General features: G+C 67.7%; 25 protein-coding genes and 2 pseudogenes. 10 read left to right on the forward strand and 17 right to left on the reverse strand.

The features are described 5' to 3' along the window. Positions 1 to 280: 280 nt before the first annotated feature. The 10 genes from AC3WUT_RS04095 to AC3WUT_RS04140 form a co-directional block, all read right to left on the reverse strand. On the reverse strand, positions 281 to 709 hold the full coding sequence (locus AC3WUT_RS04095) for a c-type cytochrome (RefSeq protein WP_492345804.1): 429 nt from the start codon (positions 707 to 709) through the stop codon (positions 281 to 283). Next, the gene (locus AC3WUT_RS04100; protein WP_492345805.1) at positions 706 to 1,179 is read right to left on the reverse strand and encodes a group I truncated hemoglobin; all 474 of its coding nucleotides are present in this window, start codon (positions 1,177 to 1,179) and stop codon (positions 706 to 708) included. The genes AC3WUT_RS04095 and AC3WUT_RS04100 overlap by 4 nt, the downstream gene beginning before the upstream one ends. Before the next feature lie 56 nt (positions 1,180 to 1,235). Continuing rightward, the gene (locus tag AC3WUT_RS04105) at positions 1,236 to 2,177 is read right to left on the reverse strand and encodes a DUF3034 family protein (protein ID WP_492345806.1); all 942 of its coding nucleotides are present in this window, start codon (positions 2,175 to 2,177) and stop codon (positions 1,236 to 1,238) included. Positions 2,178 to 2,297: 120 nt separating this feature from the next. Next, positions 2,298 to 3,101, reverse strand: a complete 804-nt coding sequence (locus tag AC3WUT_RS04110; protein ID WP_492345807.1) for an anti-sigma factor — start codon at positions 3,099 to 3,101, stop codon at positions 2,298 to 2,300. Between the two features lie 34 nt (positions 3,102 to 3,135). Beyond that, positions 3,136 to 3,717 (reverse strand): RNA polymerase sigma factor, encoded by a 582-nt coding sequence (locus AC3WUT_RS04115; protein WP_492345808.1) that lies wholly within the window; start codon positions 3,715 to 3,717, stop codon positions 3,136 to 3,138. A 57-nt stretch (positions 3,718 to 3,774) separates the two neighbouring features. Continuing rightward, positions 3,775 to 4,233: a c-type cytochrome gene (locus AC3WUT_RS04120; RefSeq protein WP_492345809.1), complete on the reverse strand. Its 459-nt coding sequence runs from the start codon at positions 4,231 to 4,233 to the stop codon at positions 3,775 to 3,777. A gap of 4 nt (positions 4,234 to 4,237) precedes the next feature. Next, a complete protein-coding gene (locus AC3WUT_RS04125; protein ID WP_492345810.1) occupies positions 4,238 to 4,813 on the reverse strand; it encodes a ferritin-like domain-containing protein in 576 nt (191 codons plus the stop codon). Between the two features lie 158 nt (positions 4,814 to 4,971). Next, on the reverse strand, positions 4,972 to 5,619 hold the full coding sequence (locus tag AC3WUT_RS04130; protein ID WP_492345811.1) for a cupredoxin domain-containing protein: 648 nt from the start codon (positions 5,617 to 5,619) through the stop codon (positions 4,972 to 4,974). Between the two features lie 130 nt (positions 5,620 to 5,749). Next, positions 5,750 to 6,619 (reverse strand): excinuclease Cho, encoded by an 870-nt coding sequence (gene cho, locus AC3WUT_RS04135; RefSeq protein WP_492345812.1) that lies wholly within the window; start codon positions 6,617 to 6,619, stop codon positions 5,750 to 5,752. Positions 6,620 to 6,648: 29 nt separating this feature from the next. Further along, positions 6,649 to 7,467, reverse strand: a complete 819-nt coding sequence (locus tag AC3WUT_RS04140) for an IclR family transcriptional regulator (RefSeq protein WP_492345813.1) — start codon at positions 7,465 to 7,467, stop codon at positions 6,649 to 6,651. A 126-nt stretch (positions 7,468 to 7,593) separates the two neighbouring features. Between AC3WUT_RS04140 and AC3WUT_RS04145 the strand changes: the two genes are divergently transcribed. From AC3WUT_RS04145 to AC3WUT_RS04185, 9 genes are all read left to right on the forward strand, one after another. Continuing rightward, the gene (locus AC3WUT_RS04145) at positions 7,594 to 8,601 is read left to right on the forward strand and encodes a Bug family tripartite tricarboxylate transporter substrate binding protein (RefSeq protein ID WP_492345814.1); all 1,008 of its coding nucleotides are present in this window, start codon (positions 7,594 to 7,596) and stop codon (positions 8,599 to 8,601) included. A gap of 62 nt (positions 8,602 to 8,663) precedes the next feature. Continuing rightward, complete coding sequence (locus AC3WUT_RS04150; RefSeq protein ID WP_492345815.1) at positions 8,664 to 9,347, forward strand: RraA family protein; 684 nt, start codon at positions 8,664 to 8,666, stop codon at positions 9,345 to 9,347. Further along, positions 9,347 to 10,279: a hydroxyacid dehydrogenase gene (locus tag AC3WUT_RS04155; protein WP_492345816.1), complete on the forward strand. Its 933-nt coding sequence runs from the start codon at positions 9,347 to 9,349 to the stop codon at positions 10,277 to 10,279. Before AC3WUT_RS04150 ends, AC3WUT_RS04155 begins: the two co-directional genes overlap by 1 nt. 15 nt (positions 10,280 to 10,294) lie before the next feature. Continuing rightward, a complete protein-coding gene (locus tag AC3WUT_RS04160; protein ID WP_492345817.1) occupies positions 10,295 to 11,368 on the forward strand; it encodes a cyclase family protein in 1,074 nt (357 codons plus the stop codon). Between the two features lie 69 nt (positions 11,369 to 11,437). After that, positions 11,438 to 12,421, forward strand: coding sequence for a Bug family tripartite tricarboxylate transporter substrate binding protein (locus AC3WUT_RS04165; RefSeq protein WP_492345818.1), 984 nt, complete (start codon positions 11,438 to 11,440; stop codon positions 12,419 to 12,421). Between the two features lie 32 nt (positions 12,422 to 12,453). After that, on the forward strand, positions 12,454 to 13,455 hold the full coding sequence (locus AC3WUT_RS04170; RefSeq protein WP_492345819.1) for a Bug family tripartite tricarboxylate transporter substrate binding protein: 1,002 nt from the start codon (positions 12,454 to 12,456) through the stop codon (positions 13,453 to 13,455). Continuing rightward, on the forward strand, positions 13,452 to 14,426 hold the full coding sequence (locus tag AC3WUT_RS04175) for a tripartite tricarboxylate transporter substrate-binding protein (RefSeq protein WP_492345820.1): 975 nt from the start codon (positions 13,452 to 13,454) through the stop codon (positions 14,424 to 14,426). Before AC3WUT_RS04170 ends, AC3WUT_RS04175 begins: the two co-directional genes overlap by 4 nt. Further along, positions 14,419 to 15,414: an amidohydrolase family protein gene (locus AC3WUT_RS04180; protein ID WP_492345821.1), complete on the forward strand. Its 996-nt coding sequence runs from the start codon at positions 14,419 to 14,421 to the stop codon at positions 15,412 to 15,414. Before AC3WUT_RS04175 ends, AC3WUT_RS04180 begins: the two co-directional genes overlap by 8 nt. A gap of 12 nt (positions 15,415 to 15,426) precedes the next feature. Next, positions 15,427 to 16,359, forward strand: a complete 933-nt coding sequence (locus AC3WUT_RS04185) for an SMP-30/gluconolactonase/LRE family protein (RefSeq protein WP_492345822.1) — start codon at positions 15,427 to 15,429, stop codon at positions 16,357 to 16,359. On the opposite strand, the gene AC3WUT_RS04190 is transcribed toward AC3WUT_RS04185, so the two are convergent. The 6 genes from AC3WUT_RS04190 to AC3WUT_RS04215 form a co-directional block, all read right to left on the reverse strand. Further along, positions 16,360 to 17,025, reverse strand: a complete 666-nt coding sequence (locus AC3WUT_RS04190) for an aspartate/glutamate racemase family protein (protein ID WP_492345823.1) — start codon at positions 17,023 to 17,025, stop codon at positions 16,360 to 16,362. It abuts the gene before it with no gap. An 18-nt stretch (positions 17,026 to 17,043) separates the two neighbouring features. Beyond that, on the reverse strand, positions 17,044 to 17,763 hold the full coding sequence (locus AC3WUT_RS04195) for a GntR family transcriptional regulator (protein WP_492345824.1): 720 nt from the start codon (positions 17,761 to 17,763) through the stop codon (positions 17,044 to 17,046). After that, positions 17,760 to 18,653 (reverse strand): ABC transporter permease, encoded by an 894-nt coding sequence (locus AC3WUT_RS04200; RefSeq protein ID WP_492345825.1) that lies wholly within the window; start codon positions 18,651 to 18,653, stop codon positions 17,760 to 17,762. Before AC3WUT_RS04200 ends, AC3WUT_RS04195 begins: the two co-directional genes overlap by 4 nt. A gap of 10 nt (positions 18,654 to 18,663) precedes the next feature. After that, entirely contained in the window at positions 18,664 to 19,584 is a 921-nt protein-coding gene (locus AC3WUT_RS04205) for an ABC transporter permease (protein WP_492345826.1), read from the reverse strand. A gap of 4 nt (positions 19,585 to 19,588) precedes the next feature. After that, the gene (locus AC3WUT_RS04210; protein ID WP_492345827.1) at positions 19,589 to 20,875 is read right to left on the reverse strand and encodes an ABC transporter substrate-binding protein; all 1,287 of its coding nucleotides are present in this window, start codon (positions 20,873 to 20,875) and stop codon (positions 19,589 to 19,591) included. A gap of 78 nt (positions 20,876 to 20,953) precedes the next feature. Further along, positions 20,954 to 21,988, reverse strand: a complete 1,035-nt coding sequence (locus AC3WUT_RS04215; protein ID WP_492345828.1) for an ABC transporter ATP-binding protein — start codon at positions 21,986 to 21,988, stop codon at positions 20,954 to 20,956. A 173-nt stretch (positions 21,989 to 22,161) separates the two neighbouring features. On the opposite strand from AC3WUT_RS04215, the pseudogene AC3WUT_RS04220 reads away from it, so the two are divergent. Then, positions 22,162 to 22,275: pseudogene (locus AC3WUT_RS04220) on the forward strand (IS110 family transposase); the annotation flags it as partial. A gap of 300 nt (positions 22,276 to 22,575) precedes the next feature. Here the strand turns inward: AC3WUT_RS04220 and AC3WUT_RS04225 are convergent. Beyond that, positions 22,576 to 22,876, reverse strand: a pseudogene (locus AC3WUT_RS04225) (DUF1153 domain-containing protein). Positions 22,877 to 22,989 lie beyond the last annotated feature (113 nt).

Raw genomic sequence — 22,989 nt, forward strand, 5'->3', positions numbered from 1 at the left:
GGATGCACCAAGCCGGGGACGCTGGTGGGGTCTTTGCAGGCCGTCTGCCTGCGAGCCCGCCAGCGACACGCCAGGACGCCCGACCCGGGCTTGTCGCGATAGCCCTTGGAGGGATGCCGTGATGGTGATGGCGCCACCGTGCAGCAAAAAAGCCCCCAAGGCAGAACCGCCTTGGGGGCAACGGGGGCTGTGCCCATCCTCGGAGATACGGCTGGCGGTGGTGGGCCCGCCAGGGATGGGACACGGTCTGGCGAAACCGCGCCCCGGACAAGGAGACGACTCAGGGCGAGCGGGTGGCGCCGGTTCGTGCACTCACCGCTTCCGAGCCCAGGTACTCGATGATCAGGCGCCGGTCCTCGGCCGATCGCACGCTGTAGTTCATGCGCTGACCGGGGATCAAGGCCTCTGGGTTGCTCAGCCACTGGTCCAGGGTTTTGGCGGACCACACCACGCTGCTGGCGCGCAGCGCCGGCGAGTACCCGAAGTCGGGCACCTGGCCGGCCTGCCGGCCGATCAGGTTGCGGTGCAGGGGCCCCACCCGGTTGGCATCGACAGCGTGGCAGCCACCGCAACGGGCCTCGTACAACGTGCGCCCCTGGATCAGCTCATTGGCCGGCACGGGCCCGGCATGGCTGGCCGCACACACGCCCAGCAAGGCCCAGGCGGCGCCGGCATGCAGCCGCCTGAGCCGGTTCAGGGCCGGGCTCATTGGGTGATGATGTCCCGGTGCATGGGGGCGAGCCGCGCCAGCATCTGGTTCTGCGCCGAGAAGGGGATGGCACGCGCATCCATGGCCTTTTGCAGGTCTTCGACCAGGGCATTGAAGTTGCCCTTGCTCACGCCCATGTCTGCATGAACCGCAGCCATGTCGGCCCCTTGGTACTGGCAGGGGCCCCCGGCCACCTGGCACAGCTGCTCGGTGAGCTGGTGCTTGAGGTGGTCGAGGTTGGTGTTCTTGAACTTGTCGGCAATGCGCGGGTCGGCCGCCAGCCGATTGACAAAATCGTCCATCAACTGGGTCAGCCCGGCTTTCTCGCCAAAGGCCTTGTACAGGGCGGCCGGGTCGCTGGCCATCGAGGTGCCGGCGGCGGCGGGGGTGGAGGCCATTGTCTGGGCCATCAGGGGCGCGGCAACGGCGATGCACAAGGCAGCGGCCGTCAGGGCGATGCATTTTTTCATGGTGATACTCACAGGGATTGGGTTGGCTGGGGTTCAGGCAGGCAGCAAAGCCCGCCTCAGAACGCGATCTGGGTGGACAGGAACAGGCCGCTTTGACGGCGGTTGGCGGTCACGCCCGGGACCACCTGCCCCAGATCGACATAGGCCGCCGTGATCGAGACGTTCTTGCTCGGGGCCCAGGCCACGAACAGGTCTTTCCAGTTGTCCTGGTGCAGGGCGTTGCCCAGGCCTGCGGCCCGTCCCAGCGCCTCCAGGTTGTTGGGCATGAAGCGGTACTCAGCCCCCACCACCACGTTCTTGCTCAGCAGGTAGGCCGCCGAGAACTCGGGCTGCAGGCTGCGGCTGTCACGACCGGGCGCCGCCGAGCCAAAGCCCAGCAGGCCGCCCTGGTTGGCATTGGTGTAACGCAGCGTGGCATTGAGCAAGATGCCTTGCGCCAGGAACAGCTTGGTGGCCGAGGCATACAGGTCGGTGCCGGTGGTCTTGGCATGCAGAAAATCGAGCACCGGGCGGATGGTGCCGGCATTGGTGCTTTTGTATTCCATGCCCACGGCGATCTGCGGCATCAGCGAATCGCTGTCGAGCACCGCATCGCCTGCCACCCGCACCTTGGCGCCCACAACGGTCATCTTGATGTGCTGGCCGTTGGCCACACTGAAGCCCAGGCCGTTGAGGGCCACCGCCGGGGAGGCATTGAAGTCCTGCTCGCCCACCGAAAGCTCCAGGCGCTCGTGAAAACCGAGGGCGGCGCCATAGCTGGTCAGCCCGTAGTCCTGGGTTTTCAGGCGACTGACACTGACCGTACCCCCCACCTCACCCGCGGTGGCATTGCTGCCAATCACGGCCCAGGGTGTGATGCCGCCGCCTGCCGGCCCTTCGACCGTCGACACCCCGCCGGTCAACAACAGCTTGCCGGTATCGGCCCAGGCCTGCCCGGTGCCCAGCGCGCTCACAGCGAGCAGGGTCAGGGAACAGATCAATCCACTTTGCTTTTTCATCGATGCGATCTCCATCCAGGTTGAACACGGCGCATGCCCCATGCGCCCTTGCCCACCTAGTACGGACCGCATCGCGGATTGGATTCAAACCCCAACAAAAAAAACGGCCAGCGGATCCGATCAGATCAGCTTGCGCACCAAAGGCCCCTTGAAGAGGATCGGGCCTTGCGGGCCGCCGGCTTCAGGCACGCCGCCAGCCACCTCCAGGCTGAGTGCCAGCAAAGCAGCCCCCTGCACCTGGGTGGCGGCCGCGGTCAGCACCTTGCCTGCGTCACCCGTACCCAGCACGCCCAGCGAGCGCGGTGCCCCCTGCGCCGGCACGGCCCAGAGTTGCAGTGAGCGCCCGACCGGCACCGGCTGGCCCGCCAGATCCTGCAGGCGCAGCTGCAGCGTGCCCTGCGAGCGCTCACCGGGCCACGAGGCCAGCCAGGCAGGCTGGTTGTCCGCATCCAGCAACAGGGCCAGGGTCTCTTGGGCCTGGCCTGCCGTGCCCGCCGGTGCCCGGGCCTGGGTGGAGGCGTCGGTGAGCGCTTGCCAAGGTTGCCACCAGGCCAGCAAGGCCAGCGACAGCGCCGCTGCGCTGGCGCCTTGCCAAACCCAAAGCTGGCGCCACCAAGGCAGTTGAGGCCCATCACGCCGCGGCCCCGCCGTGGCCTGGCTGCGCGCCGCCACCAGGCGGCTGGCCTCACGCTCCAGGTGCAGGGCGATCTCGATGCGTTTCCAGACGACGTCTGGCGCCGCCGCCGGGGGCTGCAACTCAGTGAGGCCCGCCAGGCGCTCCTGCCAGTCACGGATCGCCTGGCGCACGGGCGCCTGTTTGCGGGCCAGGGCCTCAAAGCGGCGCCGGGCCGCGGCGGGCATGGTGCCCAGGCCGTAGTCGGCAGCCAGGCGCTGCAACAGGATCTTGTTCTGGACAAGGTTCATGCCAGGCCCCTTTCAGTGGTCGGTGCGGCCCGCATCAATTGAAGGCCCCCATGCACAGCCGCAACTGCTCCAGGCCGCGGCGGATCCAGCTCTTGATGGTGCCCAGCGGCAACTTGAGTTGCTCGGCCAGATCACCGTGGCTGAGCTCGCGCAGATAGGCCAGGCTCAAGACCTCACGCTGCGGGCCCTTGAGCTGCGCCAGGCAACGGTGCAGCGCCTGTGCCTGTTGGCTGGCATCGGCACACTGCACCGGATCGGGTGAGTCGCCCTCCAGCGTGTCCTCGGCCAGTTCATCGAGCGGGTCGGTCAGTGGCACGCGCTCGCTGGTTCGGCGACGCAGAAGATCCAAGGCCCTGCTGCGCACGATCAACCCCATCCAGGCCAGCGGCGGGCTGAGGCTGGCCCGGTAATCGACGGCCGATCGCCAGATGTTGAGGTAGCTCTCCTGCAGCACATCCTCAGCCAGTTCGCCAGCCCGCACGATGCGCAGGGCCAGGCCATAGAAGCGGCCTGAGGTCAGGTCGTACAGCTGCTTGAGCGCCGCCTCATCGCCCTGGGCCACACGGCCGAGCAGGTCGGTGAGCAAGGCTTGGTGGTTGTCGTCTGGGATCGTCATGTCGTGGGTTGGGATCAAGGCCGGTACGGCCATCTGTGCCGGCCTGGCTCAGGCATCTTAGCGAAGGGTGGCCAGGTAGGCGATCAGGTCTTGCCGGGCCTTCGGATCGGCCACCTGCTCATCCATGGCCTGCCCCGGCACCAGGGCTTCGGGGTCGCGCAGCCAGGCGTCCAGGGTTTGGCGGGTCCACACCAGGCCGCTGGCGCGCAAGGCGGGCGAGTATTCAAAGCCGGGCACCGTACCGGCACGCCGGCCCAGCACCCCGCGGTGCAGCGGGCCGGCGTCATTGGCATCGACCGTGTGGCAAGCCGCACAGCGCTCCTGGTACAGGGCCTGCCCCCGCAGGGCCGAGCCCGCCAGCGGCCCGCTGGGCGATTCGCCAGCCCGCGGGCCCGCAGCGCTGTCGGCCCTGGCGGTGGCCAGGCCCAAGGCCAAACTGACGCACCCGGCCCCACACGCGAGCACCAGCGCGCACCGCGTGACGGCACCCAGCTTGTTCAGGGACTGCAGCCGCATGCCCTCAGGCGCCGAAACTCAGCGCCTGCGTTGGCAAGGCCTTGCCCAGCGCCTGCACCAGCACGGTGTAGTGCATGGTTTCGTCGGCGGCCAGGCGCGCCGCCACCTTGGCCAGATCGCGGTTGCCCAGCGAGGGCAGCACGCCCAGGTAGGCATTGGTGGCGCCCAGCTCCAGGCGGGCGGCCAGTTCCAGCACGTCGGCCTGGGTCTTCAATGTGTTGGCCTTGAGGGCCATGGCGTAGTCGTCCATCTTCTTTTCAGCCACCGGGCTGCCACCCAGCTTCTGGATGGTGGCCGCCAGGGCATCGCGGTGGGCCTTGTGGTGGCTCTGGAACAGCACGGCCACATCGAGCACCGGCTTTTGCAACAGGCCGCTGCCGGCACCCAGCTGGTAGGCGTTGATGGCCTCGTGCTCCAGGCCCAGGGCCACGTTGAGGATCTGCACGTCCTTCGAGGTATCGCCCATGGCGCCTTGGGCCAGGGCTTCGCGGCCGCCCAGCAGGGCCACGGCCACAGCGGACAAGGTGGCGCCCGTGCCCAGGAATTGACGGCGCGCAGTGGTTTGACGGATGAGGTTCATGGGGGTGTCCTGTTGAAATGAGTTGGCTGAGGCAACAGACATCGTTGGCCTCTGCTCTGGGTACGCAGGCCCTGAAGCCAGTGGATGCATGTCCCGGATCCGCGCTCGGGTATTGCACGATCTGCCTGGGCCGCGCACCGACGCCATTGGCAGCGCCATCAGCGACGTTTGGCCACCACGCTGAGTTGCCGCGAGAGCATCAAGGGCTGGGCGCCAAGCACCACGGAGGCCGGCGCCAGTTCGGCCACCTCGTCGGCCTGCCAGAGCTTCACCACCGCCGGCCCGGCCGGCAGGTCATCGAGCACGGCCACGCCATCCGCCCCAGTCACCGCCACCCAAGGGGTTTCGGCCACCACCACGTAGCCGCGCATGGACGAGTGCAGAAAGCACCCAAGCAAGGTCACACCGGGCTTGTCAAACACCACCTCGCTGCTGGCCACAGGCTTGTTGTCCACCCAGCCCGCCAGGCGAAACTGAAAGCCCACCGCATCGAGCATCTGGGCGAGGCCCCCCAGCGTGCCCCGCACGTGGTGGTCCCAGCGGTCCTGGTTGGTGAACACCACCCGGGTTCCGGGCTGAACCACCGTGACACGGGGCACAAACTTCATCTTGCTCTGGTGGATCGTGACCTGGCCCGGCGCCGCCACACGGGGCACCGCGCCCGCTGCGGTCTGCACCTCGACCACCGCATCGGGCACCGGCTGGCCGTCGCGATCGGTCACTTTGAATTGCAAGGAGGCGGCGCAGACCAAGGCGGGCAGTGCGGCCGCCGACAGGGCGACCAGAGAAAAGCGGAGCAGTTTCATGGGGCAAGGCTTCAGGTTTCAAAGGCGTTCGATCCGGCTCGGCCGCAGGCCGAGACAGGGCTTGTCAGACGCCTGTACGCAGCGGGATGCAGCTTGGATGCAGCCGGCTGTGAAAAAAAGCCAAAAAATTTCAAAGCCCAGGCGACAGCGACACGATCTCGACCCCGCCCTGCATCAGCGGTCGCACCAGGATCTGGTAGCCATCGGCATCAAAGCCCGCGGCCTGCCGGGTGAAGCGGGCCACCTCGGCCGCCGTGGCGGCACTGCCCAGGTAGCACCAGTTGTTCACCCCATGCACCTGGGTGAAATCCCCGCTGCGCTCAACCAGGCCCACCGGCCCCGGATAGGGCCAGCAGACCACCTGGACCTGGCGCAGCGCGTCCAGCAGGCGGGCATCGTGCGCCTCGGCCGGTTCGTCACCCCGGCACACGCCGGCGCACTGCTTGAGCGCGGCCCTGAAGCAAGCCCGGCCTGGCGGCAACTTCTCCAAGCCCAGGTGGGCATAGCACAGTCGGTGCTCATCGGCCACCTGCCGCAGGCGCTCGATGGCGGCATGCCGGCTGCCAAACAAGCCGAACAGATCCCGGGCCTGAGCAAAGTCCACGTCTTTGGAATACACCAGCTGCAACTGGCCGCCCTGCCACTGCCAGGCGCACAACTGCCGGTTGCGCCGCAGCTTCTGGTTGAGCAGCGGGTGCAGCGTCTTGATCATCTGCGCCTCCAGCAACTGGGCCCCGATGTCGCCCGCCGTGCAGATGTGGCTGATGCGCCGGGTCTGGCGCAGCAAGCGGTCCTCGTCGGGGTTGCGCAGGTGCGAGAGCACGCGCTGGCGCAAGTTGACGCTCTTGCCGATGTACAGCGGCATGGCCGGGTCATCGCCATGGAACACATACACCCCGGGCGCGGCGGGCAGGTCGGCGATGCCGGCCTTCAGGTGGGCGGGGTAGACGAACTCGGTCGTGGGGGCGAAGTCGGCACGGCGGCGGCGAGGGAGTTGCATGGCGCGTCAGCACTGAATCAGGACACAGCTCAACCCGGAAACCACGCACTGGGCTTGGCCACGCCGGGCACCGAGGGTGGCCGGCGGCTGCCGGCCAGCGCGTAAGAGAGCTGATTGGCGGCCTGGATGATGGTCTGGGCCAGTTCCAGCAGGCGGGCTTCGCTGAGGCGTGAGGTGGGCCCCGAGATGCAGACCGAACCCAGCAGCTTCCAGTGCATGCCGAACACCGGTGCCGACACGCTGGACACCTCGGGCTCGCGCTCGCCCAGGGACAGGTGATAGCCGCGCTGGCGGATCGATTCATAGGGCTCGCCCGGCTCGCCCGAGAACGCCAGGATGACACGCCCGGGGGCCCCCAGATCCAGCGGCAGGCCCAGGCCCACGCGCACGTGGTGGCGGATGGTGCGCGGCCCATCGACACGGGCCAGGCAGGTGCGCAGGTTGCCTTCGCGCACATAGAACGAGGCGCTCTCGCCCGTCTGCACGGTCAGCTCGCGCAGCACGGGCTCGACCAGGTCGTGCACATCGAAGGTGGCCTGGTAGCAGGCGCCCAGCCAACCCGCCGCACGCCCCAGGCGCCACGCGCCGTCTTCGCGTTGCACCAGGTAGTGGTCGGCCGCCAGGGTGCGGGCCAGCCGCAGGGCCGTGGTCTTGTGCATGCCGGTGCGCCGGCTCAGTTCGGCCAGGCTGAGGTAGGCCTCGTCCATGCCGAAGGCCTCCAGCAGGCGCAGGGCACGGGTCACGGCCACCACGCCGCCAGGGGCGGCTGCACTCTCTTCAGGGGCTGCTTCAGGGCCCGCTTCCGGGGCTTCTGGCGGGGTTGAATCCGGTTTTGATGAGTTTCGCATGGTGGCACATGGTTCACTGGATGGAACGCCATTGTACTTGTTGAAACGCTCTTCTACAGTCCGATCCCAACAAGAGGGCGGTGCCAACACCAGCCCCCGCTGCCCAAAGTCCACTCTGGAGACAACATGAACGTGAACCTGCAAGGCCTGCATCTGGCCACCCGCCGCCCCTGGCTGGGCGCCGCCCTGTTGGGCGCCGCGATCCTGGTGACCGCCCCGGCCCATGCCGCCGAGGCCTACCCCAGCAAACCGATCCGGTTGGTGGTACCGTTTCCGGCCGGCGGCGGCACCGACATCATTGCCCGAGCCATCGGCCAGCAACTGACCGAAAGCCGCCACTGGACCGTGGTGGTCGACAACAAGCCCGGCGCCGGCGGCAACCTGGGCGTAGACGCGGCGGCCAAGGCCGCACCCGACGGCTACACCCTGGTGCTGGGCCAGACCAGCAACCTGGCCATCAACCCGGCGCTCTACGCCAAGCTGCCCTACGACCCGGTCAAGGACCTGAAGCCGGTGGCCCTGGCCGCCACAGCCCCCTTGGTCATCGTGGTGCCCAACCAGTCCAAGTACAAAAGCCTGGCCGAAGTGCTGGCGGCCGCCCGCCAGACCCCGGGGGCCCTGGTGTTCGGCACGCCGGGCAATGGCACGGTGGCGCACCTGGCCATGGAGCAACTGCAGAAAACCGCCCGGGTGCGCCTGCAGCACGTGCCCTACAAGGGCTCGGCCCAAGCCCTGACCGATCTGATGGGCGGGCAGATGGACCTGTACGTGTCGTCCATCCCCACCGCCATCAGCCACCTCAAGGGCGGGCGCATGAGAGCGCTCGCCGTGACCTCGGACAAGCGTTCGCCCCAACTGCCCCAGGTGCCCACCGTGGCCGAATCCGGCGTCAAGGGCTTCGAGGCCAACACCTGGTTCGGCTTCATGGCCCCGGCAGCCACCCCCGCGCCTGTGCTGAACACCCTGAACAGCGCCATCAACGACGCCCTGCAATCGCCCACGGTGCGCAACCGGCTGATGGGCGAAGGCGGCGAAGTGCTCAGCGGCAGCCAGGCCGATTTCGCGGCCTTGCTCAAGGCCGATCTGGTCCGCTGGGGCCGCATCGTGCAAGAGGCCGACGCGCGCATCGACTGAGCCCGCCCCCATTCCGTTTCTGTTTACCCCCCCCCCCCCGACAACACCGCCAAGGAACCACCATGAGCACCCCCGACATCGTCAAAGACTTTCCCCGCGTCAGCCCCGAGGACGTGGCCCAGGCCAGCCAGTACCAGCCGGCCATCTTCTCGGACATCGCGGGCCGCCGCGGCGCCCTGCATGGCCGCATCCAGGCCCTGCGCCCGCGCATGAAGGTGGCCGGGCCGGCCTTCACCGTGGAAGTGCGCCCCGGTGACAACCTGATGATCCACGCCGCCCTGTCGCTGGCCAAGCCCGGCGATGTGCTGGTGGTGGATGGCAAGGGCGACCAGACCTCAGCCCTGATGGGCACCATCATGATGACCGCCGCCCGCCAGCTGGGCCTGGCCGGCGTGATCCTGGACGGCGCGGTGCGCGACAGCCTGGAGATCGACGAGATGGACTACCCGGTGTTCTCGGTGGGCACCAACCCCAACGGCCCCACCAAGAACAACGGGGGCCGCATCGGCCACCCGATCTCCTGCGGCGGCGTGACCGTGTGCCCCGGCGACCTGGTCATTGGCGATGCAGACGGCGTGGTGGTGGTCGAGCGCGAACAACTGCCAGCCCTGCTGCCGCTGGCCGCCCACAAGGTGCAGGCCGAGGCCAAGCGCATCGCCGCCATCAAGACCGGCGACACCGCCGCCAAGTGGCTGACCAGCGCCCTGGTGACCGCCGGCGTGCTCAAGGAAGGCGAGGTGCTGTGATGAGCCGCCCCGTCATCCTCATCACCGCCGCCGATCTCGCCCCGGCCGCCCTGGCCCTGTTGACCGACTTCGACATTGTCTACGCCGGCAAGACCCCGCAACTGTCTGACATCGAGGCACTGGCGCGCCAGCACAACCCGGTGGGCATCATCGTGCGCTACAGCGGGGTGAACGCCGCCGTCATGGACGCGGCCCCGGCCCTCCAAGTGATCTCCAAGCATGGCAGCGGCACCGACACCATCGACAAGGCTGCCGCGGCCGAACGCGGCATTGCCGTGACCGCCGCCGTGGGCGCCAATGCCGCCGCCGTGGCCGAACAGGCCCTGACCCTGATGCTGGCCGGCGCCAAATCGGTGGTCACCCTGAACCAGCGCATGCACGCTGGCCACTGGGACAAGGCCACGCACAAGAGCCTGGAGCTGGGTGGCCGTACCGTCGGCCTGGTGGGCCTGGGGGCCATCGGGCGCCGCTTTGCCCGCATGTGCCAGGCGATGGACATGCGTGTCATCGGCTTCGACCCCTTCGCTCGCGACCTGCCTGACGACATCACCCCGGTCACCCTGGACACCCTGTGGGCCGAGTCGGATGTGATCTCTCTGCACTGCCCTCTGACACCCGAGAACCGCCACCTGCTCAATGCCGACACCCTGGCACGCTGCAAGCGCGGCGTGCTGGTGGTGAACACGGCCCGCGGCGGCCTGATCGACGAGCCGGCTCTGCTGGCCGCTGTGCAGTCGGGCCAGGTGGCCTCGGCCGGGCTGGACAGCTTTGCCGTCGAGCCGATGACGGCGCCCCACCCCTTCCACGGCCAGCCTGGCTTCACGCTGAGCCCGCACATCGGCGGGGTGACCAGCGACGCCTACATCAACATGGGGGTGGCCGCCGCCCGCAACACCTTGGCCGTGCTGCAGGCCAGCACTCAGGCCGCCTGAGCCCGGAGGCCCGCCATGAACCCAAGCCCCCGCCGATGGAAGCAGGCCCCGCCGGACAGCAGCTGGGGCGAGTTCGGCCCCGACGACCAGCGCGGCCGCATGAACCTGGTGGACGCGCGCAAGGTCTTGCAAGGGGTGGCCGAGGTGAAGGTAGGCCGCACCTTCTGCCTGTCGCTGCCGCTGGACGTGCCCGGCGGCCAGCGCATGAACCCGCGCCGCATGCCGCCACGCCGCTACAGCGTGCTGCGCGATGGCCAAAGCCAAGGGCAGCAGGGCTTTTGCTGGTCTTACCAGGGTGAAGACCCCGACCTGACCGACGTGGTGAATGATGACGTGCTGCTGATGAGCCTGCAGTACAGCACCCAGTGGGACAGCCTGGCCCATGTGGGCAGCCGCTTCGATGCCGATGGCGACGGCGTGGCCGAGGCCGTGTTCTACAACGGCTTTCGCGCCGGCACCGACATCCGCCCAGGTGTTGAAGACCCGCAGGCCGTGGCCGACTGGGCGCGCTACCCGGCGCCCGAGGCCGCCGCGCTGGGCATCGAACGCCTGGCCGAACACGGCGTGCAGGGCCGGGGTGTGATGATCGACCTCGCGCACCACCTGGGTCGCGAACGCCGCGCTGTGGGCTACGACCCCCTGATGCGCCTGCTGGAGGCCGACCGCATCGAGATCGACGCCGGCGACATGGTGTGCCTGCACACCGGCTTTGCCGACACCCTGCTGGCCATGAACCGCCAGCCCGATCTGGACCGCCTGCACGCCAGCGGCAGCGGGCTGGACGGGCACGACAAGCGCCTGCTGAACTGGATCACCGACAGCCGCCTGGCTTGCCTGCTGGCCGACAACCCGGCGGTGGAGCTGGTGGTGCCCAAGCTGACCAGCCCCAGCCCGCTGCGCCAGCCCCGGCTGCCACTGCACGAGCACTGCTTGTTCAAGCACGGCATCCACCTGGGGGAGCTGTGGTACTTCACCGAGCTGGCCACCTGGCTGCGCCAGCACGGGCGGCAGCACTTTCTGCTGACGGCCCCGCCGCTGCGCCTGCCGGGGGCGGTGGGCTCGCCAGCCACCCCGATCGCGACGGTGTAGCGCTGTGCGGACCCCGGTGTAAACCCGCTGCCCCCCGCGGCCCCGATTCAAAACAATGAGACAAGAGCCATGCCCATCGATCACCACCGCCGCGCCCTGCTGGGCGCCGGCCTCGCCAGCCTGATCCCGGCCGCGCCTGCGCACGCGGCCAACAGCGACTGGCCCACACGCCCCATCCGCCTGATCGTGCCCTACCCGGCCGGCGGCGCGGCCGACCAGACCGCACGCGGCCTGTCCACGGTGCTGGGCGAACGCCTCAAGACACCCATCGTCATCGACAACCGACCTGGCGCCGGGGGCTCGATCGGTGCCGCCGCCGTGGCCCAGGCGCCGGCCGACGGCTACACCCTGCTGCTCGACGCCACCGGCTTCACGGTCAACCCGCATCTGATGCCCAGCCTGCCGTTTGACCCTGTGAAAGACCTGGCGCCGGTCTCACTGCTGATGCAGGTGCCCATGTTGTTGGTGGTGCCCACCCAGGCGCCCTGGCGCAATCTGAACGAGCTGATTCAGGCCGCCCGAGCCAAGCCGGGCAGCCTGTCGTTTGCCTCGGCCGGCAATGGCAGTGCCCAGCACCTCGCTGGCGAGCTGTTCAAGCAGCGCCAGCAGCTGTTCATCACCCACATCCCCTACCGGGGCGGTGCCCCGGCCCTGAACGATCTGATGGCGGGCCAGGTGGACATGATGTTCTCGGCCATGTCCGCCAGCGGGCCCCTGGTCAAGGGCGGCAAGCTGCGCGCCCTGGCCGTGACCGCCGGTACCCGCGTGCCCAGCCTGCCGGCCCTGCCCACGGTGGCCGAATCCGGCAGCCCCGGCTTTGTAGCCCAGGAATGGAATGGCCTGTGGGTACCCGCCAAAACCCCACCCGACATCCTGGCCCGCCTGGAGACCGAAGTGCGCGCCGCCATGGCCAGCCCCGAACTGCAACAACGCCTCGCCGCCCAGGGGGCGCAGGCCGTGGGCAGCAGCCACGCTGATTTCAACCGCTTTCTGCAAGCCGAATCGCGGCAATGGGCCCAGGTGATCCGCACCGCGGGCATCACCCTGAACTGAGCTCCCCCTTCCGATTTCAAAAGAGACACACCATGCAAGAACACTTTGAACGGCCCTCCCCGATCGCCCGTCGCAGCGCGCTGGCTCTCGGCGCCGCCTTGCTGGCCGGCACCGCCTGCCAGGCCTGGGCCCAAACCCCCTGGCCCGCCAAGCCCGTGAAGATCGTGGTGCCCTACGGCCCAGGCGGCGCCGTGGACGTGGTCACGCGCAAAATCGCCCAGAAGCTCACCGAGCAGACCGGCCAGAGCTTCTACATCGAGAACAAGGCCGGCGGCACCGGCACCATCGGCGCCACCCAGGTGGCCAAGGCCGAGGGCGACGGCTACACCCTGATGGCCAACGACACCACCTTCTCGCTGCTGCCCCACATCTTCAAGAAGCTGCCCTTCGATCCGGCGCAGGACCTGCAGCCCGTCAGTGCCTTTGTGTTTGCGCCCATGGCCCTGGCCGTCAACGCCGGTTCGCGCTTCCACAGCCTGCAAGAGCTGTTGGCAGTGGCCCGCAAAGAGCCCAACCAGATCACCTATGGCACCGGTGGCCCCGGCACCACGCCCCACTTTGCCAGCGAGGCCCTGGGCATTGCCGCGGGCGTCAATTTCATGCACGTGCCCTTCAAGGGCGCGGGCGAAGCCACCCAGGCGGTGCTGTCCAACACCGTGGACTTCCAGATCGCCTCACCAGCCGGGGTAATGGGCAATGTCAAGGGGGGCAAGATGCGCGTGCTGGCTGTGAGCGGTGACAAGCGCCTGCCCGCCCTGCCCGACGCCCCCACGTTTGCCGAGGCCGGCGTCCGCTGGAGCGGCGTGGTCAACTGGACCGGCCTGTGGGCCCCCAAGGGCACCCCGGCCCCGGTGTTGCAAAAGCTGCAGGCCGAAATCGCCCGGGCCATGGCCAGCGCCGACCTGCAGGCCTTTGCCGCCAACATGGGCGCCGAACCGCGCCAGATCGGGAGTGCCGACATGGCCAGGATGCTGAAGGAAAGCACCGATTCGTGGGGCAAGGTGGTGGCCAACACCGCTTTTGAAAAGCAATGAAGGCCCTGTGCACCGCCACCGTGCTGGGCATCGGCCTGCTGGCCGCCGCCTCGGCCCAGGCCCAGAGCCCCGCCCCCTGGCCCACCCAGCCGGTCAGGCTGCTGGTCGGCTTCACCGCCGGCGGGCCCACCGACATCGTGGCACGAGCCCTGGCCGACCCCCTGGGCAAGGCCCTGGGCCAGCCCGTGATCGTGGACAACCGGCCCGGCGCCAACACCATCATCGCCGCCCAGGCCGTGGCCCAGGCCAAGGACGGCCATACCCTGCTGATGGCGGCGACCAACCACACCATGATCAGCGCGCTGTACAGCCGCCAGATCCAGTTCGACCCGGTGAAATCCTTCAAAGCCGTGTGCCGCATCGGGGCCTCGCCCACCGTGCTGGTGGTGGGCCCTCAAGCCGGTCTGAGCCGACTGGCCGATTTTCTGGCCAAGGCCAGAAGCCAGCCCGGCGCGATCACCTACGCCTCGCCCGGCCTGGGCAGTTCGGTTCACTTTGCCGGCGAAGACTTTGCCCAGCGGGCAGGCGTGAAGCTCACTCACGTGCCCTACAAGGGCGCAGCACCGGCCATCGCCGATGTGATGGCGGGCCAGGTGATGGCCTCCTTCGCCTCGCTGGGTTCGGTGCTGCCCTCGATCAAGTCGGGCAAGCTGCTGGCCCTGGCGGTGGCCGCCCCCCAACGCGTGGGCGCCCTGCCCCAGGTGCCCACCTTCGAGGAGTCCGGCATCAGGGGCTATCGGGCCGACGCCTGGTACGGCGTGCTGGCCCCGGCCCAGACCCCCGAGCCGGTACTGCACAAGCTGCAGACCGAGGTCAGCCGCTTTGCCACCTCGAGCGCCGGGGCCGACCGGCTGCAGCAGTTGGGCATGGACCCGATGCTGGCCTGCGGCGATGAGTTCGACCGCCAGATCGCCGCCGAGACCAACCACTGGAGCCAGTTGGCCCGCCAGCTGAAGATCAACGATGACTGAGCCCACCGCCACCATGACCTCCACTACACCGGCCCCAACCTCCCGCCGCCAATGGCTGACCCTGGGCGCCGGGGCCCTGCTGAGTGCCTGCGCTCAGACAGCGGCCCGCCCGGGCGCGCCCCGGCCCGAGGCCCTGAGCGTGCCGCATTCGGCGGGTCAGGGCACCCCGAACTTCGAGGTGCCGGCCGGGGCTTGCGACTGCCACCACCACATCTACGACCGACGCTACCCGGCCCACCCCAGCGCCACCTTGCTGCCGGCCGACGCCAGCCTGGCCGATTACCGCCTGCTGCAGCGCCGCCTGGGCCTGCAGCGCCATGTGATCGTGCAGCCTTCGACCTACGGCACCGACAACCGCCTGTTGCTCGACACCTTGCGCGCCGCCGGCCCCCAGGCCCGCGGCGTGGCCGTGCTGGGCACCGAGGCCAGCGAGGCCGAGCTGCAGACCCTGCACGAGGCCGGCGTGCGCGGTGTGCGCTTCAACCTGAGCTTTCTGGTCGGCGTCAGTGCCGACATGATGGTGCCCTTGTCAAAGCGCCTGGCCGAACGGGGCTGGCACCTGCAGGTCAACGGCACGGCCGCGCTGCTGCAGGCGCACGAGACGGCCCTGAGCCAACTGGCCTGCCCGCTGGTGATCGACCACATGGGCCAGTTGCCCCAGCCGGCCGGCCTGCAGCACCCGGCCTGGCGGCTGTACCAGCGCTGGCTGGACGGCGGGCGCACCTGGTTCAAGCTGTCGGGGGCCTACATCACGGCCCAGCGTGCCGATCTGAGCGATGTCGGCACCGTGGCCCAGGCCCTGCTGCGCCAAGCCCCCGAGCGCCTGGTCTGGGGCAGCGACTGGCCCCACCCGACCAAGAAGGCCGACGCCAAACCCGACGATGCGGCCTCCTTCAACCTGATCGCACAATGGGCCCCGGATGCCGCCCAGCGCCATCGCATCCTCGTCGACAACCCCGCCGTGCTGTACGGCTTTGCCAGCCTCTGAGGACACCCAGACATGTTTTTGCTGAACCCGCCCACGGTCCGCACCCTCGACACCTTCAGCGCCCTGCCGGGCAAGTACCGGCAGGCAAGGCGCACTGTCTGGGGCGATGCCAACCAGGGCGGCCGCGCTGCCGACTCGTTTCTGGAAGGCCCGGTGTTCGATGCCCAGGGCAACCTGTATGTCACCGACATCCCCTTCGGTCGGGTGTTCCGCATCGACCCGAAAGGCGAATGGGAGCTGGTGGCCCAGTGGGACGGCGAGCCCAACGGCATGAAGTTCATGAGCCCGACCGAGCTGCTGATCACCGACTACCTGAACGGCCTGATGGTGCTGGACGTGACCCGGGGCAGCCTGCGCCCGCTGCTGGCGCGGCGCAACACCGAAAGCTTCAAGGGCGTGAACGACCTGTGCTTTGACCGGCTGGGCAATCTGTACTTCACCGACCAGGGCCAGACCGGCCTGCACGACCCGACGGGCCGGGTCTACCGACTCTCGCCCGAAGGCCGGCTGGACCTGCTGCTGAACAACGTGCCCAGCCCGAATGGCATCGTGCTGTCACCCGACGAGCGCTTTCTGTTCGTGGCCGCCACCCGCGGCAACTGCGTGTGGCGCATGCCGCTGCTGGCCGATGGCTCGGTGGCCAAGGCCGGGCAGTTCTTTACCTCCTACGGGCCCAGCGGCCCCGACGGCCTGGCCATGGACGAGGCCGGCCGCCTGATCGTGGCCAACCCGGGCCTGGCCTATGTGTGGGTGCTCAATGGCCGCGCCGAGCCGGTCGAGGTGCTGCGCGGCCCCGCCGGCCACTCGCTGACCAACGTGGCTTTTGGCGGGGCAGACCGGTGCACGCTGTTCGTCACCGACTCGACCGCGGGCGAGATCCTGTGGGCGCCGATGAGCGAGCCCGGGCTGGCACTTTTGACCCAGCCCCTGCCGTCCCGGAGCTGATCAGGGCAGACGACGGATCAGTTCGCGCACGCCGGCCTCCACGCTGTCGATCAGTGGCAGGTCGAACCCAGCTTGCAGACGGGCCGCCATGCCCGCCAGCCCGGCCCCCCCGACGATGAGGGTCTGCGGCGCCCCATCGGCCATGGCCTCGCGGCAGGCCTGCGCCAACACCCGCAAGGCGCCCTCCGGGTCGGCGGCCATCTCGGCACCGCTGGGTGCCACCGTCCACACCCCGGCCAGTTGCGGTGCAAAGCCCAGTTGCAGTGCCAGGCGCTGCAGCATCGGACCCCAGCGCTCGCCACCGGTGACCACGGCAAACCGCCCCAGGCGGCCTGCCTCGGTGAAGGCCGCCTCGGCCAGGCCGGTGACGGGCACGGGCGAACACTCCCGCAGGGCCCACAGGCCGGGGTCGCCAAAACACCCGATCAGCACAGCTTCAGGCGGTGCCATGGCGCGCGCCTGCTCGGCGTCCCAGGCATCGAGCACCGCGTGGCCGGCCACCTGGTAGCTGACCTCGTCTGCGATGTAGGGGGCGCCGAATCGCGCCGTCACGGTTTGCGCCGCCAGGGCGGGCGCCCGGGCCGCCAAGGCCTGGCTGATGTGCTGTTGCAGCAGCGCACTCACCGACTCGGAGGTGTTGGGATTGATGACCAGAAGGCGTTTCATGAGCGTTTCATGAGCGCTTCAGCTCGCACCGCCCAGCAGGGCAAGCAGGTCAGGCGGCGCCGCCACATCGGGCCCAAAATGCAGCTGCGACTCCAGTCGGGCCAAATGGTCGCGCATGCGGCGGGCCGCTTCGGCCGGGTCACGCAAGCGGATGGCGTCAATCAGCGCCCGGTGCTCTCGGCAACCGCAGGCGGTGGCCTCTTCACGCTCGCGGGCATGGGCCGCGCTGTAGGTCATGAGGATCAGCGAGGTGCGCGACACCAGCTCGCGCAGGATGCGGCCCAGGGTCTGGTGGCCCGAGCCTTCGGCAATGCGCAGGTGAAAGTCGCCCGACAACCGGATGGCGCGGCGCATGTCACCCTGGGCCCGGGCGGCCTCCTCCTGCTCGATGCTGTCGCGCAGTTGCTGCACCTCGCCCATGCTGGCACGCTGGATGAACAGCTCCACCAGCATGGGTTCGATCAGGCGGCGGGCGCCAAACACCTCGCGGGCCTCCTGCTCGGTGGGTTGGGCGATGGTGGCGCCGCGGTTGGGGGTGAGGGTGACGATCTGCTCGTTGGCCAGGCGCACCAGCACCGGCCGGATGCGGGTGCGCGACACCCCGAAGGCCGTGGCCAGCTTGTCTTCGACCAGCTTGGTGCCGGGCGGCAGGTGGTGGTCCAGCACCGCCGAGACGATGCGCTCGTACATCTCGCTGTCACTCAGGGGGGGCACAGGGGTTTCGGCGGTCAAAGTCATCGAGCTTCCTTGCGGCGGCGCCGCTTCATACCGGCGGCCGCGGTCACGGCCAGTCCCATCACCGCGAATGACACCACCGTGGTCACCGTGCCCAGCGCATAGATGGCCGGGGTGGTGACGGTGGCGGTCAGGCCCTGCAGCTCCAGCGGCAGCGTGTTCACGTCGCCGATGGCCTGCGAGGTGCGGGCGATCTCGTCCCAGCTCAAGGTGAAACCGAACATGCCCACGCCCACCACCGAGGGGCCGATCAGGGGCAGCACCACATGGCGGAAGGTCTGCCAGGGCGTGGCCCCCAGATCGCGGGCCGCCTCTTCATAGGCCGGGTTGAAACGGTTGAACACCGCGAACATGATCAGCAGCCCGAAGGGCAGCGTCCAGGTCAGGTGAGCACCGAGCGCCGAGGTCATCAGCCCGAGTGAACTGCCGTAGCCTTCGAGCAGCGAATCTGCCCCGCCCCAGGCCAGCAAAGCCTTGAGCCCGTCGTCGAGCAGGCGAAACTGCAGCCCGATGCCCAGCGACACCACGATGGAGGGCATGATCAGGCTGGCCACCGTCACGAAGAACAGCACCTGCCCGCCACGCAGCCGCTTGCGAAAAGCCAGCCCCGCCAGCACCGACAGGACCACGGTCAGCAGCATCACCATGGCCCCCAGGCCGAGCGAGCGCAAAAAGGCGGCACCGATGTCCACCGTGCCCAGGCCCTGGGCCAGTTGGGCAAACCAGTGCAGCGACACCCCGCGCAACGGAAAGGTCAGCCCGCCCTCGGGCCCCTGGAAGCTCAGCACCACGATGGTGAGCATGGGGCCGTACAGAAAGGCCACGAACAAGGCAAAGACCAGGGCCAGCGGCCAGAAGCCGGGGGCGCGTCGACGGGTCATGGAACTGGACATGCTCACCTCCTCACAACTCACGGCGGATGTCGACCCACCGGGTCAGGCCCCAGATGATCATCAACACCACCGCCAGCAAAATCACGGCATTGGCCGCCGCCAGCGGAAACTGCAGGTACGAGGTCTGCACCTGGATGATCTTGCCCACCGAGGCGATTTGCTGCCCGCCCATCACGCCGATGGTGACGAAATCGCCCATGACGATGGTGATCACGAAGATTGAGCCAATCAGCACCCCGGTGCGCGACAGCGGCACGATCACATGCCACAGCGTCTGCCAGGCCGAGGCCCCTGCATCGCTGGCAGCCTCCAGCAGGCTGCGGTCGATGCGCATCATGCTGTTGAAGATGGGCACGATCATGAACAGGGTGTACAGGTGCACAAAGGCCAGCACCACCGAGAAATCCGAATACAGCAGGCCATCGATGGGCGTCTGGATCAGGCCCAGGCCCTGCAGGGTCTGGTTGACCAGGCCGTTGCGGCCCAACAGGGGCACCCAGGAGATCATGCGGATCACGTTCGAGGTCCAGAACGGCACGGTACACAGCACGAACAGACCGGTCTGCAGGCCCGCCGACGGCACGTGGAAGGCCAGAAAGTAAGCCACCGCAAAACCCAGCACCAAGGTGATGCCCCACACCAGAGCGCAAAACTTGAGCGTGGACAGGTAGGTGCTCAGGGTCACGCACAGATCGCCTTGCTCGGTGCGCTGGCTGCAGCCCTCGAAGATGGCGGCATAGTTGTGCCAGGTGAACCCAGGGATCAGCTCGTACTCGTTGAAGTGCCAGAAGCTGACCATCAGCACCAGCAACAGGGGCAGTACGAAGAACAGTGCGAACACCGCACTGAAAGGGGCCGCCTGCCACCAGGCAGGCAGCCCGCGCGCCGCGGCGCCGGCCGGCGCCTGGGTGGGGGCAGCGACCGTGCTCATGGGGTCAGGCCGCGACAAACTCGTTCCACTTGCGCACCATGTACTCGTTCTCGTCCATGACCGCGTTCCAGCAGGCGATGCCGCCCATGCGCTGCTCGTAGCTGCCGCCATCGCGCACGCTGCCGGCCTTGGCAATCACCTCGCCGTGGGGGTTCTTGATGTCCTGGGTGGCAGCCTTGCCCTCCATCCAGTAGGCCCATTCGTAGGCCTCCATCTTGGCCTTGGCGGTGTCGAGCACGGCGCTGTAGTAGCCCTGGCGGTTCAGGTAGGCACCGGCCCAGCCGTCGAGGAACCAGTTGATGAACTCGTAGGCCGCATCCAGCTTGGCCCCCGACAGCGTGGCCGGCAGGCCAAAGCCCGAGGCCCAGGCACGGTAGCCCTCCTTGAGCGGCTGGAACACGCAGTCGATGCCCTTGCCGCGCACGGCGGTCACGGCGGGCGACCACATCGACTGGATCACCACCTCACCCGAGGCCATCAGGTTGACCGACTCGTTGAAGTCTTTCCAGAGGGCGCGGAACTGCCCCGCCTTCTTGGCCTCGATCAGGGTCTTGATCGTGAGGTCGATCTCGGCCTTGCTCATGTTGCCCTTGTCGGCGTACTTGTGGATGCCCTTGGCCTCGACCACCATGGCGGCGTCCATGATGCCGATCGAGGGGATGTTCAGGATCGCGGCCTTGCCCTTGAACTCGGGGTTCAGCAGTTCGGCCCAAGAGCTGATCGGGCGCTTGATCAGGTCGGGGCGGATGCCCAGGGTGTCGGCGTTGTAGGTGGTGGGGATCAGCGACATCCACTCGGTGGGGGCCTTGGCAAAGGCTTTGCTCTTCTCGCCCTCCAGGAAGATCACCTTCTTGGGCGCCGTGCCCTGCTCACCCACCAGCTTGCCGGCCACGGTGCCGCTGGTGAACAGCGAAGTGATCTTGTCAGCGTTCTTCACGCGCTTGGTGCTGATGCCCTTGAGGTTGCCGGTCGGCACGATCTTCTTGAGCGAGAAGTACTCGGTGTCGATCAGGTCGAAGCTGTTGGGCGCAGTCACGGCGCGCTTGGTCACGTCATCGGTGGTCACCGCCACGTACTGCAGGGTGATGCCGGTGTCGGCCTTGAACTTCTCGGCAATGGCCTTGTCCTGGTTGACCGCCGTGCCCAGGTAGCGCAGCACGGGTTTCTCCTGCGCATGCACGGCCGGGAACACGCCCGCGGCCAGGATGCCCGCCGTGCCCTTGAGCAAAGCGCGGCGCTGCACAGCGGTCTGGGACACATCGGTCGTGAAAGAGGACTGGGAATCAGACATGGTCAAAGCTCCAGAAGTGAAAGGAAGTTGAAGAGAAGGACGTCACGCGGGGAAAGACAAGAAATCGCTTGGGACACATCACGCTGCCAGGGCGTGGGCCTGCTGGGGCTGCCACCACAGGCTCACCGCCTGGCCCAGTTGCACCGGCTGCTCGGCAAAGCGGGCCTCGGGCACCATCACGGTGACGCCCGTGGGGCCTTGCTGGTCGATGGCCTCGACGCCCAGCAGCACATGGCTGCCCTGGTACTCGACATCGGTCACCGTGCCGCCCAGGCTGGGGCAGGCCTCGGCCGGGGTGCCCAGCTGCAAGTGGTCGTTGCGCACGGCGGTCAGGCCCTGCGGCAGGCGCAGCACGTTGTGCCCGCCCATGAAACGGGCCACAAACTCGTTGACCGGGCGGTTGTAGATCTGGTGTGGCGAGCCCACCTGCTCGATCACGCCGTGATTCATCACCACCATGGTGTCGGCCAGGGCCATGGCCTCTTCCTGCGAGTGGGTGACATGGACGAAGGTCAGGCCCAGCTCCTGCTGCCAGCGCCGCAGCTCGGCCCGCATCTGGATGCGCAAGAACGGATCAAGCGCCGACAGCGGCTCGTCCAGCAGCAAGACCTTGGGGTGATTCATCAGCGCCCGCGCCAGCGCCACGCGCTGTTGCTGGCCACCCGACAGCTCGGCCGGCAAGCGCTGCGCCAGGTGGCCCATGGCCACCCGCTCCAGCAGGGCCTGGGCCTGCTGCCGGCGCTCGGCCTGGGGCACGCCCTTCATCTTCAGGCTGAAGGCCACGTTGTCGAGCGCCGTCAGGTGCGGAAACAGCGCAAAACTCTGAAACATCATGGCCGTGCCCCGGGCCGCGGCTGGCAGGTCGGTGATGTTGCGCGAGCCCATCAGGATGTCGCCGCTGCTGACCGACTCATGCCCCGCAATCATGCGCAAGGTGGTGCTCTTGCCACAGCCCGAAGGGCCCAGCAGGCAGCAGTAGCTGCCCTCGGCAATGCGCAGATCGATGGCGTTCACCGCCACACTGCCCCCCTCGTAGCGCTTGCTCAGTGCAATCAGTTCAATGCCGGCAGCCCGCGAGGCCAACGGGCCGGAAGAGGTCTTTGATGCGTCCATGCCCAAGACTGAGCACAGTCCGTGCCAACTTTGTACACAATATTTTTTATAGATTGCACACAATTTTCACCAGGAGGGTGCACAGGGTTCGGACCGGAGAGCCAGCTTGCGCTGCAGGATGGTGCTGGGTGCACTTGAAAAAGGCACAGGAACAGTGAGGGGGGCATTGTGGCCGACCGTACAGCGTGGCTGTCGCCGCGGTGGCGAACAAGTTAGCGCGAACGATCTGGGCGGTGCTGGCGGGTGGGCAGGCCTGGCGCCCCGAAGCGTGGCAGGCCGCGCACTGATGACCATAAGGACGGAGAAAGCGAGCCAAAAAGTTTGAAGGAGAGCAAGCGACCACGCGTGTGATGGGACAGACGGTCGGACCGGTACGGGGACACTCCGATAGGGAACAAGAGCAAAGAGCTCGGTTTGCAGATGGGAACCTCGTCAGCGAAAACCATCAGGGCCAACAGGCTTGCCAGCTTGCACAACAGGCCGGATATAAGACTGCAGCCCTGCCTCCTGAATCGTCACACACACGAGCTCGTGCAATCCGGGAGGCGCCCATATAAGACTGTCCCTAGCAGGGAGGCCCGCATTTTTTAGTGAAACTGCGCTGCCGCTTGTTTTCGAGCACGCAGCTCCAACATCGCTTCGCCGTAGGCCTTCTGCAAATCACCAAACTGGCGTTAGTACTGCTCTTTGATCGCCAGCGACTTACTACGCAGGGGGTTCTCAATGTCGCGCTTGCCTTCATCGACCCACTGTTCAACCTAAGATGGATTGAGACCGTAGGCCAGGCTGGACTCGAAGATCCTGGTCCGCCATGATTGATGCCGAGGATCAGGGCCGTCTTTCTCTTTGCCGTCAACGCTTGATGTCGTCTTCCATCAGTGTGCTCATCTGTGTTTCGCTTCAACGATAACACCTGAGCAGGAAATCACTGGTTCAGAAGCCATCAACTATTCTGGCGCGCTGGCAGAGGCCTCAGCAAGCTATGAGCAAGACATGTGATA

It is taken from the genome of Curvibacter sp. EU05-FHT14A10 (assembly GCF_058791075.1).

Excerpts from the sequence above, each read along its gene's own strand:
- AC3WUT_RS04095 (WP_492345804.1), bottom strand. The coding sequence starts at position 709 with ATGAGCCCGGCCCTGAACCGGCTCAGGCGGCTGCATGCCGGCGCCGCC.
- AC3WUT_RS04100 (WP_492345805.1), bottom strand. The coding sequence starts at position 1,179 with ATGAAAAAATGCATCGCCCTGACGGCCGCTGCCTTGTGCATCGCCGTT.
- AC3WUT_RS04105 (WP_492345806.1), bottom strand. The coding sequence starts at position 2,177 with ATGAAAAAGCAAAGTGGATTGATCTGTTCCCTGACCCTGCTCGCTGTG.
- AC3WUT_RS04110 (WP_492345807.1), bottom strand. The coding sequence starts at position 3,101 with ATGAACCTTGTCCAGAACAAGATCCTGTTGCAGCGCCTGGCTGCCGAC.
- AC3WUT_RS04115 (WP_492345808.1), bottom strand. The coding sequence starts at position 3,717 with ATGACGATCCCAGACGACAACCACCAAGCCTTGCTCACCGACCTGCTC.
- AC3WUT_RS04120 (WP_492345809.1), bottom strand. The coding sequence starts at position 4,233 with ATGCGGCTGCAGTCCCTGAACAAGCTGGGTGCCGTCACGCGGTGCGCG.
- AC3WUT_RS04125 (WP_492345810.1), bottom strand. The coding sequence starts at position 4,813 with ATGAACCTCATCCGTCAAACCACTGCGCGCCGTCAATTCCTGGGCACG.
- AC3WUT_RS04130 (WP_492345811.1), bottom strand. The coding sequence starts at position 5,619 with ATGAAACTGCTCCGCTTTTCTCTGGTCGCCCTGTCGGCGGCCGCACTG.
- cho (WP_492345812.1), bottom strand. The coding sequence starts at position 6,619 with ATGCAACTCCCTCGCCGCCGCCGTGCCGACTTCGCCCCCACGACCGAG.
- AC3WUT_RS04140 (WP_492345813.1), bottom strand. The coding sequence starts at position 7,467 with ATGCGAAACTCATCAAAACCGGATTCAACCCCGCCAGAAGCCCCGGAA.
- AC3WUT_RS04145 (WP_492345814.1), top strand. The coding sequence starts at position 7,594 with ATGAACGTGAACCTGCAAGGCCTGCATCTGGCCACCCGCCGCCCCTGG.
- AC3WUT_RS04150 (WP_492345815.1), top strand. The coding sequence starts at position 8,664 with ATGAGCACCCCCGACATCGTCAAAGACTTTCCCCGCGTCAGCCCCGAG.
- AC3WUT_RS04155 (WP_492345816.1), top strand. The coding sequence starts at position 9,347 with ATGAGCCGCCCCGTCATCCTCATCACCGCCGCCGATCTCGCCCCGGCC.
- AC3WUT_RS04160 (WP_492345817.1), top strand. The coding sequence starts at position 10,295 with ATGAACCCAAGCCCCCGCCGATGGAAGCAGGCCCCGCCGGACAGCAGC.
- AC3WUT_RS04165 (WP_492345818.1), top strand. The coding sequence starts at position 11,438 with ATGCCCATCGATCACCACCGCCGCGCCCTGCTGGGCGCCGGCCTCGCC.
- AC3WUT_RS04170 (WP_492345819.1), top strand. The coding sequence starts at position 12,454 with ATGCAAGAACACTTTGAACGGCCCTCCCCGATCGCCCGTCGCAGCGCG.
- AC3WUT_RS04175 (WP_492345820.1), top strand. The coding sequence starts at position 13,452 with ATGAAGGCCCTGTGCACCGCCACCGTGCTGGGCATCGGCCTGCTGGCC.
- AC3WUT_RS04180 (WP_492345821.1), top strand. The coding sequence starts at position 14,419 with ATGACTGAGCCCACCGCCACCATGACCTCCACTACACCGGCCCCAACC.
- AC3WUT_RS04185 (WP_492345822.1), top strand. The coding sequence starts at position 15,427 with ATGTTTTTGCTGAACCCGCCCACGGTCCGCACCCTCGACACCTTCAGC.
- AC3WUT_RS04190 (WP_492345823.1), bottom strand. The coding sequence starts at position 17,025 with ATGAAACGCCTTCTGGTCATCAATCCCAACACCTCCGAGTCGGTGAGT.
- AC3WUT_RS04195 (WP_492345824.1), bottom strand. The coding sequence starts at position 17,763 with ATGACTTTGACCGCCGAAACCCCTGTGCCCCCCCTGAGTGACAGCGAG.
- AC3WUT_RS04200 (WP_492345825.1), bottom strand. The coding sequence starts at position 18,653 with ATGTCCAGTTCCATGACCCGTCGACGCGCCCCCGGCTTCTGGCCGCTG.
- AC3WUT_RS04205 (WP_492345826.1), bottom strand. The coding sequence starts at position 19,584 with ATGAGCACGGTCGCTGCCCCCACCCAGGCGCCGGCCGGCGCCGCGGCG.
- AC3WUT_RS04210 (WP_492345827.1), bottom strand. The coding sequence starts at position 20,875 with ATGTCTGATTCCCAGTCCTCTTTCACGACCGATGTGTCCCAGACCGCT.
- AC3WUT_RS04215 (WP_492345828.1), bottom strand. The coding sequence starts at position 21,988 with ATGGACGCATCAAAGACCTCTTCCGGCCCGTTGGCCTCGCGGGCTGCC.